Origin of the sequence: Robertmurraya kyonggiensis, assembly GCF_005116465.1 — a bacterium.
In the GTDB taxonomy this organism is placed as follows: Bacteria; Bacillota; Bacilli; order Bacillales; family Cytobacillaceae; genus Robertmurraya; species Robertmurraya kyonggiensis.
In genome coordinates, this window is sequence record NZ_SWBM01000007.1 from 80534 (window position 1) to 94607 (window position 14074).

The window sequence follows — 14074 nt, forward strand, 5'->3', positions numbered from 1 at the left end:
CTGGAATACACTTCCCCATGCGATCTATTCAGGCATTCTTTAATTTATCAAATTTCTTTAACAAGCCAATCATTCCTCTAATCAGAAACAAAGTAAAATTCACACTTGCAAACGTGTGGAAGATTGTCCATTCTTTCCACTTAAACAATCCAGAATTTCTTTCTAGAAACCATTGACCGATACTCATCGGAACACTAAATAATAAGCTTTTTAATAGGATTTTTCCTAAACAATTATTGTAAGATGCTTTCACCCACACAACACTTAAGAGGGGAAAAAATAATAAATCATAGATAATATTTGTTTTAAAAATCCTTGGTAAAGGGCGTACTGGATATGCAATTTTTTTAGTCCCTACAACATAAGCATCGATGAGAGTCGATATGACTCCCTTCGAGAAGAAAATCACGAGATTTTCTCTCATTTTAGAACCTTTAAATAGAAACGGAACAGAAATCAGACAAACAACGGTAAGTAAATTTAACAATTTTTTCTCCATAATGAACGCCCTTCCCAAAAGATTTAATCCACCCAAACTAAATTTTCCTATTAATTTATAAATTCCCGTTATTTGCCTATTTTACAAAGTTAATTGTTTCCATTTAAATTAAACAGATAAAAAAAACAGCACTAAAACGTTTAGTAACGGTTTGTAATGATTATGTAAAGGATTTCTCCTAGCTCAATCGTGGTAATCATTTAATGGTATAATGATTTCAGCGAGATAAATTTTCAACCCTCCATTACTTCTTCGAGTCTGTTAAATTACAGATACTCAATCTAAATAAGGGAGAGAATGCAATGAAGCTGATTGCTCTTGATATGGACGGTACCACTTTAAATTCAAAAAAAGAAATGAGCGAAGAAAACATTCAGGCGATTAAAAAAGCTCAGCAGGAAGGTCATATCGTCATGATTTTATCTGGACGTCCATTTAATTTGATTAATGACCAACTAGCAAAACACGATCTTGATTGTCCGATCGGAGGCAATAACGGTACAGAGCTGTTTGCAGGGGGAAAATTACTTGAGCGCACCTCTTTAACTTTACCTCAAAGTCTCCAAGTCGCATCCACACTTGAAAAAGAATGTATGCCATTTAAAATCGGTACAGACAAGGGTACCTTTGTGCATAAAGATTGGTTTGAGCGCTTTGATCAAGTATTAGAATCAGGACGCGTACCAGATGAATACTTCACTCATAAGGATTACAAAATGTTCACTGCCTCTCCGAAGGTTTACGGACAAGGATTTTTTAATCACTACGAGGACATCATTCACGAGGAATCTGCTGTTCAAAAGTTTCTTACCTTGACACTTGATCCAGAACAGAGACAACGATTACAAACAAGCCTAGAATCCATAGAAGAAATTTGTGTGACCTCTTCTTCACCTTTTAATCTTGAGATCATGCATATCAATGGAAATAAAGGGAATGGGCTTAAAATAATGGCACGTCATTTTAATATCCCGATTGAAGATACAATCGTGATCGGGGATGAGAAAAATGATTTACCGATGTTTCATGCAGCTGGGTTATCCATTGCGATGGGAAATGCCGACGAAGAAATAAAGAAACATACTGACCTTGTAACATTAACGAATGATGAAAACGGAGTGGCCTACGCCATTGAACAATATGTTTTAAAAGGTTCCTATATATCGTAAAAAGAAAGAGATACCGCTTCTAAAACGGTATCTCTTTCTTTTACTTTAGGCTTCTTTTCAAAAAGGCTTTAGTTCGATCAAATTGAGGATACTCAAATAGCGCTTTTGCGTTTCCTGACTCGACAACTTCCCCATTGTCCATAAAAATTGCTTTCGTAGCTACCTCTAGAGCAAATCCCATTTCATGAGTAACGACAACCATCGTCATCTTTTCCTTGGCGAGATTCTTCATTACCTCCAGAACTTCACCCGTTAACTCTGGATCGAGAGCGGAAGTAGGTTCATCAAACAACAAAATTTCCGGTTCCATCATGAGTGCTCTCGCAATGGCTACACGTTGCTTTTGACCGCCAGAGAGATTAGCAGGATAGGCATTTTTCCAATTCGTCAAACCAACCTTTTCTAGCAATTCCTCAGAGCGTGCCTTAATTTTGTCCATTGGTTCTTTTTTCGCTAGTTTAGGAGCAATTTCCAAATTACCACTGACCGTTAAATGTGGAAACAAATCAAAATGCTGAAATACCATGCCCATTTTTGATGTGATTTGTCTAATTTCTTGTGGCTTGGCATAGCTTCCTTGTTCCACAAGGTATTCATCATTTATTTGGATCGATCCTCCATCAATTTCTTCAAGATGAATTAAGCTGCGTAAAAGAGTACTTTTTCCCGAACCAGAAGGACCAATAATCGCCACCACATCGTTTTTATTAATATCGAGTGAAATCCCTTTAAGGACATCGAGCTCACCATATGATTTCTTCAGATTTGAAACACTGATAATTGGCATATCCATACTCCTTATTATTCAAACTTAAATTTACGTTCAAGATATTTAAAGAACAACGATAACACGAGTGTCATGACCAAATAAATAATGGCCGCGATGAAAAATGGCATAATCGTGAAATCACGATTCACGGCTGTTTGGGCAAAGTGCAATAATTCTGGTACTGCAACTGCGTAAAGCAAGGCAGTATCCTTCACTAATGTAATCGATTCATTCGCCACTGCTGGCAGGGCGATACGGATCATTTGTGGGATAATAATCCTTGTTAGGGACTGCCACTTCGTCATTCCAAGAACTTTTGATGCTTCATATTGACCCTTATCAATGGATAAAAGACCACCCCTAAAGATTTCTGCAAAATAGGCAGCATAATTTAAAACAAATCCTAAAGTTGCGGCAACAAATCGATCGAGTACGAGATACTCTCCCACACCAGGAATCATTGGTAATCCAAAACAAATAAATAATAACTGAAGCAATAACGGCGTCCCACGCATGACATAGATATATCCATGCGACAAATAGGAAAGAACTTTTACTTTGCTGTTTACAGCAAGTGTTAAGAGAAATCCTAATGGGATCGACAACACTATCGCAATAATAAATAAAAGAATCGTCGTTTGTGCCCCTTCAAGCATTGGCTTAAGCAGGCTAATGATATATTCTGATGACATTTTTTCTTGTCCCTCCGAAAAATAAAACAGGCTTTCCAGCGGAAATCCTGTTTTAACAACTATTTGTTACTTAAATGCTCGCTTACTTCAATAATCGATCTTCATCAAACCAGTTTTTTGAAATTTCACCAGCAGTACCGTCTGCGATTAATTCATCAAGTGCCGATTGCACCTGGTTAAGTAATTCATCGTTTCCTTTCTTGACTCCAATTCCATATTCCTCAGGAGCAAGAGACTCTTCAAGCACTTTAAACGTATCATTTTGTATTGTCATATAATAATCAATAACAATTTTATCAATAATGACAGCATCTAAACGACCGCTTTTTAAATCATTTAATGCTGTTACATTATCAGAGAACTCGGTAACCTCTTTGACTTTAGAGCGTATTTCACTTGCATTCAACGCATCTGCTGCAGAAGATAGTGCTTGTAAACCGACCACTTTACCATCTAAATCATCTAGTTTCTCGAGCTTTGAATCTTCTAATGTAACAACCACTTGCGCGTTGCTTAAATATGGTTTTGTAAACAACACTTTTTCTTTGCGTTCATCGGTAATAGTGTAGCCATTCCAAATCAGGTCAATACGACCACTGCTTAATTCAGATTCTTTCGTTTTCCAATCAATCGGCTGAAATTTGGCTGTTTTACCCATCTTCTCCACGACAGCCTTTGCTAAATCAATATCGAATCCAACAATTTCATTGTTTTCATCACGAAAACCCATTGGAGCAAATTTATCATCGATTCCAATTACAATCGTCTGTTCATCTTCTTTTGCGGATGAATTTGAACACGCTGTAAAAAGAGTTAACGTAACGATTGAAGCCAACATATATAATACAAATCTCTTTTTCATTTTTATAACACCCTTTATTTATATTTTTCTCAAATACTTTAGTTCGCTAATATACTAATGAGTTAACGTATATAAATTTACCATACCGGAAAAATATTTGTCAACAATAATATTTTAATATATTAGCAGGCTAAAGGATTTTTCGTTGATCACCTATAAACAAAAAATGAGCAGGACTTTTTCAGCCCTACCCATTGTTCTTATAATTTTTTTTGAACCTCTAAATAATGAATTTGTGGTCCATCATTTTTTTGAACCTTAAAGATGTATCCGCCGTATTCTACTTCGGTACCAGCCGTGGCATCAAATTCTTGAGTTAAGAACCAGCCACCAATCGTATCCATCTCTTCCTCCGAAATATCTGTGCCTAACAGATTGTTGACGTCCTCAATTCGTAATTTGGCGTCGATAATATAATGTTCCTCCTTCAATTTGCGAATCTCAGGGACTTCATCCTCATCGAACTCATCCCGAATTTCACCAACAATTTCTTCCAGAATATCTTCCACCGTCACTAAGCCTGAAGTTCCACCGTATTCATCCATGAGAATGGCCATGTGAATACGTTCTTTTTGCATTTTCACCAATAGATCATGAATCGGAACATTTTCAATCACACGAATAACGGGATTAATGAACTTATTTAAATCGAAGTCATCTTGAGCCACATGTAGATACAAATGTGCCGTTAAAAACTCTTTCATATTAATAAAACCACGAATATTATCCTTATCCCCATCTACAACTGGATAACGAGTATAATTTTCGGTTTTAATGATGTTCAAAATGTCATCAAAGGTATCATCAACAGAAATGGTGACCATTTCTGTTCGGGGTACCATGATTTCTTTCGCAATTCTTTCATCAAATTCAAAGATATTATTCATATATTTCAATTCGTTTTTATTAATTTCCCCACTCTTATAGCTCTCTGACAATAAAATACGGAGCTCCTCCTCTGAGTGAGCGACTTCATGTTCTGAAGCAGGTTTTAAGCCAAATAGCCCGACTAGTACACGCGCCGATCCATTTAAGAACCAAATGAATGGATACATGATTTTATAAAACCCGATAATTGGTTTTGCAAATAAAAGTGTAACCTCTTCTGCTTTTTGAATCGCTGCCGTTTTTGGAGCGAGTTCCCCGACCACTACATGTAAAAATGTGACTAATGCAAAGGCAATCGCAAAAGAGAATATATGAGTAAGTGATTCATTTAATTGGAAATAATCAAACAAAGGATGGAGTAGTTTTTCAACAGTAGGCTCCCCCAACCAACCTAATCCTAATGCCGTAATCGTTATCCCTAGCTGACACGCGGATAGGTATTCATCTAAATGTGTAACAACTTTTTTAGCAGCTATGGCACTTTTATTTCCTTCTGAAATAAGTTGATCAATTCTTGAAACACGAACTTTTACAATCGCAAATTCTGTCGCTACGAAAAAGGCTGTTAATGCTATTAATAGTACAATCAAAATTAAGTTAATCGTTGTCAAAAAGTAGCCTTACCTAAGTAGGGCTTACACCTCCTAATAGATTTCGTTTATTTTTCTTAGTATGCCTTTTAACTGAGAAACAAAAGCAATGTCTGGATTAAAGACAGGCTCTCAGGTGAAATTTTTTTCTTTATTTCATCAAATCTATTTTGATCCGCCTTATCAAGTTGGGCCAATACCGCGGAAACTTCCTTTTCAAGCCCTTTCATTTTTAACCTTAATTCCAATACATCAATTTCTTCCGCAAATCTTTCAATAACCTCATGTTTGATTTGCTCGAGTGACATCCCTTCCGCTTTCCGCTGTTCAATTAAGCGGATCCTTTCGATGGAAGAAAAATCATAGTATCGATAATTCGAAGAAGAACGTTCTGCTTTCAATAAACCAAGGTTGGTATAATAATCGATCGTTCTCTTTGTAACATGTGTTATTTCAGCTAATTCACCAATCTTTAGTTTTTCTGCCCCAAGAATGTCACCCCGAACTATAACGTTATGGTTTTGCGATGAATAATCCATCTATCAACTTATACGTAATACTTCAAAAATAGTTTCATTTTTTGTACGAGTAAATTAAACTTGAACCATCTTCGTATTTTCCAATTGCATAACCATATCCCTTTTACGGATTGATTCAAAGAATTGATATCTCACTTAAAGAATATGAAAATGATATCATTGGGGACAATACAAGAGGGATTTAATTTTATCCAACGTCTATAGGATAGCAAAGAACACGAAGAAATCCTCTTCGTGTTCTTTGCTATCCTATTATACTAATAATTGCTTTCTACTCGTTTTATCCTTATACATATTCTTATCCGCTTGAGAAAATAGCTCCGTCATTTTCCCTATTGAATTTGAAGTGAATGCATATCCAATGGACAATTTGATCTTCATATTCAAAGGATTTTCATTGTGCCTATGTATTCCTATTGAAATATCCTGCACAAGCTGCTCGATCTCTCTTTCTGTTTTTTCCACAGCAAGTAAAGCAAACTCATCTCCACCGATTCTCGCAACCATTGTGTCCTCGGCACTAAATTGATTCAAGACCTTTGCTGTCTCTTTAAGTAAAGCATCTCCCGATTTATGGCCGAAGTGATCATTCATAACCTTCAGTTCATCCAAATCACACAATACGATGCCAACGGTTGTATCGATGTGTCCATCTAAATCAGAAAAAATTGTTTCAAAGTAACCGCGATTATAAATGTCTGTTAAGGCATCATGATTGATCTGATACTCCAAATCTTGCCGTAATTTTATCTTTTCATCCATATTTCTCATAATCCCTTGAATCGCTACAAGCTCACCATTTTCATAAATTGGCGTCGTATACTCCTCAAACCACCTATAATTGCCTTCTTTATCTTTCCATCGCTGGATGATTGGTTTGCTATAATCGAGCGTACCATTTAATTTTTGTGTAAGATGATCAAAATCTTCAGGATGGATCAGTTCAAACGGTACAAAAGGATTTTCAAAAGCCTCTTTAATGACTCCCTCTCCTAAAAACTTATCCAAAGCAGGACTTATATATCTATGTCCCATTTCTGGCTTTATATCGAAGTGATAGATAACATCCGTGGACTCCTCTAGTAACTGGAGGATTGTTTCTATCTCGTTAAAGCTTGATTTCCACTTTTTCTTAACAAACTTGATACGTACCTGACAAATAATGATTCCCACAAATAATCCAAAAGTAAAATACATGACCCCCATAATAGATTCTCCCACTTTTCTATTAGTTTCGGTCCCAGTTGTAAATTAATTTCTTCAAAATAAATAGACCAACCGAATCCCGATTAGTCCCTTTTTCTCTATAAGAACATTTCGGTAACTGGCAGACATAATCTTTCGATCTTAGTCCCTATAGTTTTGCGTCTTCACCTTTCGATGAATTTGCCTTTATCGGTGCTATATTTAGTTAAAACAATCCCCAATTGTTATACTTAAATTTTACAGTAGAAAAATAACGAACACAAGCAAAATCTAGAACTTTTTACCTATATTCCTAGGAGGTTATTCCCTGAGATCTGTTGCTGTAAAGAGAAAAACACGAAGAGAATTGAAGTGCAGGAGCAATTCGACTTCGTGCATCAAAATAGGTTCTATTACCTACTTTTCTTTTTTCGGGAAAATAGTATAGGAGAACGACCAAATGAAATCAACGATTAAAATTTTCGTCCAGATATTGCTGATACTAGCAATTGGATTATGATTGCTTGTTTTAGAAATTCCCTCTATCCCTTGCGGCAACGGAATGTTGAAGAAGGATTCAGGGACATAACCGAAAAGGATGGCAAAGATGATATGAAGCATGATAAAAGTAAGAAAGTGCCCATAAAAATTTCTTCTTTCTTGTTTGGCATGTTCCTTTCCGTATGCATCCCCTCTTATATCTTCTTCGTCTATCGGTAGAGTTTCCCCTTTTATGTGTGCAACCTTTTTCTTAATCCACCTGTCCAATTTTTTAAAATCACTTTTCCCAAAAATAATACCGTATAGAATAAAGATGACAATGATGACTTGAAATGAGGAAAAGGTTCCAACGTAGATATAATCCAATACGCCGAAGAAAAAGACTGCTAATTCTTCTAGAATAAGGATAATAAAAGCCAAAAAGCTTGCTTTCTTCATACGGAACCAATAACGAAAGAGAAGTGCTAACACAACAAAGACCCAGAATATGACCTCTGAGACGATTAAAAATGCTATCTTATGCTCGAGGAAAAATGTGATCATGAGATCCTCCGATCGCTTTATAAAATACACCCTAGAAAAATCTACTACTTCAACTAGGGAAATATTCCATAGGTTCTTCCTTTCTACTTCAAAGAATTTCTGTAGAAGCAGTTATAACTTTTCTAACAACATACGTGATCGCATTTGTTCTTAGTAACACAGTTTTGGCATCTCTAGTAATTTGATATTCTAGTGGTTTAACCACTTGTTCTAGTATATCCCAATCTCTATATACCCTATTTAATTTCTCGATTACTTCATTTGTCGGGATATTTATTTCCATTAAAGCAGCTAGTTTTTCATTCGTTTCCATATCAGTTTCTTGTACATCAGAATTAACAATAAGGCAATTAATTCCGCCGCTTTTTGTACCAGCTGCCATTCGTTCCACTACACTTTCAAAAATTGTTTCCGAAGATACATGCTCCAAGCTAGATACAGCCACAATCAAATCATATTTATTTTTCTGAATCTGATAATCTCCTATATCCGATTTATATAACTCGATAATATTTTCGACGTGAAATTCTTTGCGATATTGATCCAGTTTTTCTAGTGCCGAATCCAATATATCCACACAATGAACTTTACCATTTTTATTTTTGATCGCTTCCGCAATTGGAATACTATTTCGACCGACTCCAGAACCTAAGTCCAATACACTCAAAATTTCATTTTCTAATAATAGGAGCAGACTCATAACTGTTTGGACAGGTTTGTATAACCACGAACCCTTTTCAAACAACCTATAATTCTCATAACAAAAATCATGGTACTCTTTCTCTTTTTTTCTTATGTGTTCTAAACTATTCACTCTGGTAACCTCCGACGAGTACATTTTTCCATATCTCATAAGATTTTTTCTCCATATCTATCTATAAGCTTCTCTATAGAAGCAAAAAGTCCTTCCACTTACACAACAGAAAAGGGATTGCCTCCGCAATCCCCTAACTTCGTACAATTAATTATTCGACTTTCCTTTCCACGAATCCTTTAAGGAAACAATTCTATTGAATCTTAGCTTTTCATCAGCTTTGTCTAAAATAAAGTATCCATGTCGAAAGAATTGGAATCGATCTCCGGTGTTTGCATTTGTGATACTAGATTCTATTCTACAATCTCTCATTGTAATCTTGGATAACGGGTTTATTTTTTCATCCCAGCTTTTATTTTTGTCTTTCACAATCTCATCATTTTCAAAAAGAGGTTCATAAAGATTTACTTCAACGGTCTCACTATTCTTAGCTGAGACCCAATGAATAATCCCCTTGACCTTTCTACCTATAAAACCAGTTCCACTCTTCGTTTCCGGATCATACGTACACTTTAGTTCAATGATTTCTCCCGAGTCATCCTTAACCACTTCATGACACTTTATGATATAAGCCCCTTTTAAGCGAACTTCTGTATCCAATGACAATCTTTTAAACCCTTTTACCGGCACTTCCATAAAGTCTTCTTTTTCGATATAAATTTCCTTCGAGAACAGTACCTCCCTGCTGCCTAAATCCGAATTTTCCTTATTATTTTCAATTGGTAAAAGTTCCGTTTGGTGTTCATCATAGTTCGTAATCGTCACCTTTAAAGGATTAAGCACCGCCATTACACTATTAACTTTCGTTTTTAATTCATCGCGTAATACTTGCTCCAACATCCTAAAATCGACAACACTTTGATGCCGCACAAAGCCCATTTCATTCACAAAGGTTCGGATACTTTCCGGAGTAAAACCTTTTCTTCTGAGTCCACCTAGTGTAGGCAATCTTGGGTCATCCCATCCGTCTACGAATTTACCCTCCACCAATTCCCGCAAATATCGTTTACTTGTGACAACGCCAGTAATGTTCACTCGACCGAACTCCCGTTGTTTCGGTGGCTCCTTTATTTCTAATTCACTCAGTACCCATTCATACAATGGACGGTGGTCTTTAAATTCGATTGAGCATAAGGAATGTGTAATTCCTTCCAATGCATCTTGAATCGGATGCGCAAAATCATATATCGGGTAAATACACCATTCGTTCCCCGTTCGATAATGCTCTGCGTGAATAATCCGATATAAGATCGGGTCCCTTAAATTGATATTGGGTGAGGCCATATCAATTTTTGCCCGTAATACCATGGAACCAGCGGCAAACTCACCTTGCTTCATTTTTAAAAACAATTCTATGTTTTCCTCAATGGATCGATCTCGGTAAGGACTATTCTTACCGGGCTCCGTTAAAGTCCCTCGATATTTGGTCGTGTCCTCAGGAGATAACTCGCACACATACGCTTTACCTTTTTTAATCAACTTAACGGCAGCCTCAAAGATTTCATCGGAATAATCTGACCCATAAAAGATTCTCTCACCAGGGTCATACCCAAGCCACTTCATATCTTTAATAATGGAATTTACATATTCAATATTTTCTTTTAACGGATTGGTATCATCAAAACGAAGATTGAAACGTCCGTTGAATTTTTGCGCAACCATATAATTCATATTAATGGCATAGGCACTTCCTATATGAAGATGGCCATTCGGTTCTGGGGGAAACCTTGTACACACTTCACGATTGAATACACCATTCTCCATATCTTCTTCAATAATTCGCTCGATCGTATTACTTTTTTCCTTAATATCATCCATTTTTATTCCTCCTTACTTTTTTATAAAAATAAAAAAATCCCACCCCCAAGACTTCTGTATAAGTCTTGGGGACGAGATTTGAAATCGCGGTGCCACCCCAGTTTGTTAATATGTCACCATATTAACCTCTTCAAGTACGGTATTATTCAATAATACTTATACCCTAGCTCTATAACAGGAGCTCCTGTCACACTATCCCCAAAGTCGGTTCCAATGTGATACTCAGAGACTTGTTTCAACAAAACATTCTTACTCCTTTTCAGCAACTGGAGCTCTCTTTGAAGAATTCATTTCATCTACTCTTCTCGTCATCGTAATTACAATTTTTGGATTTTTATAAATAATATCAATGCCTTCATCTTTTGTAAAGATGTGTTGTTAAGATTGTGCTTTTCCCGTTGACTTCTTACTCGGTGCAAACCACCCGATAAGAGCAATGGCAACTAACACTCCATAGAAAATTAATGTCCAAAGCGTACTGTGCGGGAAATGATGATCTAAGATTCCAATATCCTCATGCGCAAGGGTAATAACTGCTAGCTTAACACCGACCCAAGCAACAATGGCATAAGCTGTCGTTTCCAATGCTGGCCGTTTGGCCAAAAGTTGAACAAACCATGTTGCTGCAAACTTGATTAGGATAAGGCCTGCAATTCCTCCAAGAACAACTACTATAAACTGACCACCATCCATGCCGCCGAAGTTACCTAACGGGGAATCTGGAAGACCTAGCGCAAGAGCCACTGCCGCAAGAATTGAGTCAATTGCAAAAGCCAGGTCGGCCAGTGCAATTTTTCCTACTGTTGGCCAGAAGCCTTTTCCTGCAGCTTCCTTTTCATCATCTTTATGAATATCCTCATTCTTTTTCCCAAATTGTGCTTGAATCACGTGCTTTAACCCTAAGTAAAGCAGATAGGCCGCTCCTATCGCTTGTATTTGCCAGACATTCGCAATAAAGGAAATGCCAAAAAGGGCAAGAAATCGAAAAACGAAGGCCATGATGATTCCGTAATTGATCGCTTTACTTTTTTCATTATCAGGTAAATGTTTGGCGATAACTGCGAGCACAAGGGCATTATCAGCTGATAGCAATCCTTCTAACCCAATTAGTATTAGTAACGCCCAAGCATACTCAAGCCATATGGACTCCATCTTGTTCACTCCTTTCAAAAACTTATAAATTTGCTCCTAAAGGGTGCTAATTATAGATTTTCCCAAGTATCCAAAGGTATCCTCACCAATATGAATTAATCGACTCAGACTGTGAATTCTCTTTATTAATTAATATCATTTTTTACAAAAATAAAGAACTGATTGGCTCACGTCTCTTCTCCACTGAAAAACAGGACAGAATCTACCACCCATTTCTTAGTATTATTAATTTTTATTTATTTGGCAACCTTATCCTCTTAGAAATCCACTCTCTGAATGGATGATTTTGAAAGTCAATCCATTATTATCCAAAACTAATTACATCTCCTCAGGTGCCGCCATTCCCAATAACCGCAACCCTTCTTTCAACACAACTTTAACTGAATACACGAGTGTTAATCTCGCCTGTTTTTGAACTTCATTGTCCAAGATACGGACAGAGGCATAATATTTATTAAATGCTTTCGAAAGCTCAATGAGGAACTTAGCAATTTGAGAAGGGTCATATCCTTCAAATGCGCGCTTAATCACATCAGGGAAAGACATTAAAGCCGTAATGACAGGCCAAGCCTCATCATCAATCATCAAATCCCCTTCACTTTCATGATAATCCCCCTTCCTTAACAGTGAAGCAGCACGAGCATGTGTATATTGAACATATGGGCCCGTTTCTCCTTCAAAGCGCAGCATATCTTTTAAGGAAAACTCGATGTCATTTAATCGGTAGTTTTTCAAGTCGTGGAAAATGACTGCACCCGTCCCAACCTGATGGGCAACTTCATCCTTTGCAGCTAATCTAGGGTTCTTTTCTAAAATATCGTTCAGGGCTAGTTGAATGGCTTCATCAATCACTTCCTCTAATAAAACCACTTTGCCTTTTCGAGTCGACATTTTCTTCCCATCTTTTAAAATCATTCCAAATGGGATATGAACCATCCCTGCATACCACGAATAGCCCATTTTATCTAACACAGAAAATAATTGCTTAAAATGAAGAGTCTGTTCATTTCCAACCACATATAACGACTGTGCAAAATGATACGTTTCTTGGCGATAAATGGCTGCAGCCAAATCGCGTGTAGCATAAAGCGTCGTTCCATCACTTTTTTTAATGAGGCACGGAGGTAAGTCTTCGTGTAACTGTACCACCTGAGCTCCCTTCGATTCTTCCAATAAATCCTTCTCTTCAAGAATTTCCACAACGCGATCCATCTTATCATTATAAAAAGCTTCGCCATTAAAGGAATCGAAGGTTATCCCGAGCATTTGATAGAGCTTCGAAAACTCTTGTAACGATTCTTCCTTGAACCATTCCCACAGACTCAATGCCTCTACGTCACCATCTTCTAAATTTTTGAACCATTCTCTTCCTTTATCATTCAACTCAGGATTTTGTTCCGCTTCTTCATGAAATTGAACATACAATTTTAACAGCTCTTTAATCGGATTTTCTTTTACCGTTTCTTCATTTCCCCACATTTTATAAGCGACGATTAATTTCCCGAACTGTGTTCCCCAATCCCCTAAATGATTGATTCTAACTGGTCTGAAACCATACTTTTCAGCAATTAAAGCTAACGAATTTCCGATCACAGTAGAGCGTAAATGCCCCATCGAAAAAGGCTTGGCAATATTAGGAGAGGAAAAATCGATCGTAACAATCTGTTCATTTCCCAAGTCCAATGTCCCGTATTCTTCTTTTTGTAAAAGAACTTCTTTTACCACCCCTTGAGAAACCTCTCTCTTATTTAAAAAGACATTCACATAACCACCGACAGCCTCCACTTTTTCAAAAATGGGCGCTTCAATTTTTTCAGCCATTTCAAGGGCAATGCTCTGTGGTGACTTTCGATAAAGCTTCGCCAATTCAAAACACGGAAACGCCATATCTCCCATATCTTGAAATCTCGGTTTTTCAATCATCATCAGCAATTGATTTCTTTCAAGATGACCTTCTAAAAATTGGAATAAAGCATCGACAAAATCATTTTTGAAATTCATTGTTTTCCCTCCATTAAAAAAACTCCCGCCTCTTTTATAAAAAAAGAGACGA

Annotated in this window: 13 protein-coding genes, 1 riboswitch and 2 other annotated features (1 of these 16 only partly in view); of the genes, 1 reads left to right on the top strand and 12 read right to left on the bottom strand. The window is 36.8% G+C overall.

Annotated elements, in window-relative coordinates; translation table 11 throughout:
- Positions 1–28 precede the first annotated feature (28 nt).
- Positions 29–499, bottom strand: coding sequence for a CBO0543 family protein (locus tag FA727_RS20610; protein ID WP_136833381.1), 471 nt, complete (start codon positions 497–499; stop codon positions 29–31).
- A 302-nt stretch (positions 500–801) separates the two neighbouring features.
- Here FA727_RS20610 and FA727_RS20615 point away from each other — a divergent pair, with 302 nt between their 5' ends.
- The gene (locus FA727_RS20615) at positions 802–1668 is read left to right on the top strand and encodes a Cof-type HAD-IIB family hydrolase (RefSeq protein ID WP_136833382.1); all 867 of its coding nucleotides are present in this window, start codon (positions 802–804) and stop codon (positions 1666–1668) included.
- Positions 1669–1708: 40 nt separating this feature from the next.
- Here the strand turns inward: FA727_RS20615 and FA727_RS20620 are convergent, their stop codons facing one another.
- From FA727_RS20620 to argS, 11 genes are all read right to left on the bottom strand, one after another.
- On the bottom strand, positions 1709–2455 hold the full coding sequence (locus FA727_RS20620; RefSeq protein ID WP_136833383.1) for an amino acid ABC transporter ATP-binding protein: 747 nt from the start codon (positions 2453–2455) through the stop codon (positions 1709–1711).
- 14 nt (positions 2456–2469) lie between these two features.
- Positions 2470–3129, bottom strand: a complete 660-nt coding sequence (locus FA727_RS20625; protein ID WP_136833384.1) for an amino acid ABC transporter permease — start codon at positions 3127–3129, stop codon at positions 2470–2472.
- Positions 3130–3211: 82 nt separating this feature from the next.
- The gene (locus FA727_RS20630; protein WP_136833385.1) at positions 3212–3991 is read right to left on the bottom strand and encodes an amino acid ABC transporter substrate-binding protein; all 780 of its coding nucleotides are present in this window, start codon (positions 3989–3991) and stop codon (positions 3212–3214) included.
- 200 nt (positions 3992–4191) lie between these two features.
- Positions 4192–5490 (bottom strand): hemolysin family protein, encoded by a 1299-nt coding sequence (locus FA727_RS20635; RefSeq protein ID WP_136833386.1) that lies wholly within the window; start codon positions 5488–5490, stop codon positions 4192–4194.
- Between the two features lie 68 nt (positions 5491–5558).
- Positions 5559–6008, bottom strand: coding sequence for a MerR family transcriptional regulator (locus FA727_RS20640; RefSeq protein WP_136833387.1), 450 nt, complete (start codon positions 6006–6008; stop codon positions 5559–5561).
- A gap of 252 nt (positions 6009–6260) precedes the next feature.
- On the bottom strand, positions 6261–7214 hold the full coding sequence (locus tag FA727_RS20645) for a sensor domain-containing diguanylate cyclase (RefSeq protein WP_246041984.1): 954 nt from the start codon (positions 7212–7214) through the stop codon (positions 6261–6263).
- A gap of 110 nt (positions 7215–7324) precedes the next feature.
- Positions 7325–7409, bottom strand: a riboswitch (cyclic di-GMP riboswitch).
- Between the two features lie 201 nt (positions 7410–7610).
- Positions 7611–8237, bottom strand: coding sequence for a hypothetical protein (locus FA727_RS20650; protein WP_136833388.1), 627 nt, complete (start codon positions 8235–8237; stop codon positions 7611–7613).
- Positions 8238–8325: 88 nt separating this feature from the next.
- A complete protein-coding gene (locus tag FA727_RS20655) occupies positions 8326–9051 on the bottom strand; it encodes a class I SAM-dependent methyltransferase (RefSeq protein ID WP_136833389.1) in 726 nt (241 codons plus the stop codon).
- A gap of 147 nt (positions 9052–9198) precedes the next feature.
- Entirely contained in the window at positions 9199–10869 is a 1671-nt protein-coding gene (locus tag FA727_RS20660) for a glutamine--tRNA ligase/YqeY domain fusion protein (protein ID WP_136833390.1), read from the bottom strand.
- 64 nt (positions 10870–10933) lie between these two features.
- Positions 10934–11190 (bottom strand) — a binding site (T-box leader).
- 57 nt (positions 11191–11247) lie between these two features.
- Entirely contained in the window at positions 11248–12021 is a 774-nt protein-coding gene (locus FA727_RS20665; RefSeq protein WP_136833391.1) for a TerC family protein, read from the bottom strand.
- A gap of 318 nt (positions 12022–12339) precedes the next feature.
- Positions 12340–14022 carry an arginine--tRNA ligase gene (gene argS / locus FA727_RS20670; protein WP_136833392.1) on the bottom strand — a complete coding sequence of 561 codons (1683 nt, stop codon included), beginning with the start codon at positions 14020–14022 and terminating at the stop codon, positions 12340–12342.
- A gap of 41 nt (positions 14023–14063) precedes the next feature.
- Positions 14064–14074 (bottom strand) — a binding site (T-box leader); it runs 211 nt beyond the window's last position.

What these genes read in the sequence shown, in the direction of transcription:
- FA727_RS20645 (WP_246041984.1), bottom strand. Translation starts at nt 7,214, where the DNA reads ATGGGGGTCATGTATTTTACTTTTGGATTATTTGTGGGAATCATTATT.
- FA727_RS20615 (WP_136833382.1), top strand. Translation starts at nt 802, where the DNA reads ATGAAGCTGATTGCTCTTGATATGGACGGTACCACTTTAAATTCAAAA.
- FA727_RS20640 (WP_136833387.1), bottom strand. Translation starts at nt 6,008, where the DNA reads ATGGATTATTCATCGCAAAACCATAACGTTATAGTTCGGGGTGACATT.
- FA727_RS20660 (WP_136833390.1), bottom strand. Translation starts at nt 10,869, where the DNA reads ATGGATGATATTAAGGAAAAAAGTAATACGATCGAGCGAATTATTGAA.
- FA727_RS20620 (WP_136833383.1), bottom strand. Translation starts at nt 2,455, where the DNA reads ATGCCAATTATCAGTGTTTCAAATCTGAAGAAATCATATGGTGAGCTC.
- FA727_RS20610 (WP_136833381.1), bottom strand. Translation starts at nt 499, where the DNA reads ATGGAGAAAAAATTGTTAAATTTACTTACCGTTGTTTGTCTGATTTCT.
- argS (WP_136833392.1), bottom strand. Translation starts at nt 14,022, where the DNA reads ATGAATTTCAAAAATGATTTTGTCGATGCTTTATTCCAATTTTTAGAA.
- FA727_RS20630 (WP_136833385.1), bottom strand. Translation starts at nt 3,991, where the DNA reads ATGAAAAAGAGATTTGTATTATATATGTTGGCTTCAATCGTTACGTTA.
- FA727_RS20650 (WP_136833388.1), bottom strand. Translation starts at nt 8,237, where the DNA reads ATGATCACATTTTTCCTCGAGCATAAGATAGCATTTTTAATCGTCTCA.
- FA727_RS20665 (WP_136833391.1), bottom strand. Translation starts at nt 12,021, where the DNA reads ATGGAGTCCATATGGCTTGAGTATGCTTGGGCGTTACTAATACTAATT.
- FA727_RS20625 (WP_136833384.1), bottom strand. Translation starts at nt 3,129, where the DNA reads ATGTCATCAGAATATATCATTAGCCTGCTTAAGCCAATGCTTGAAGGG.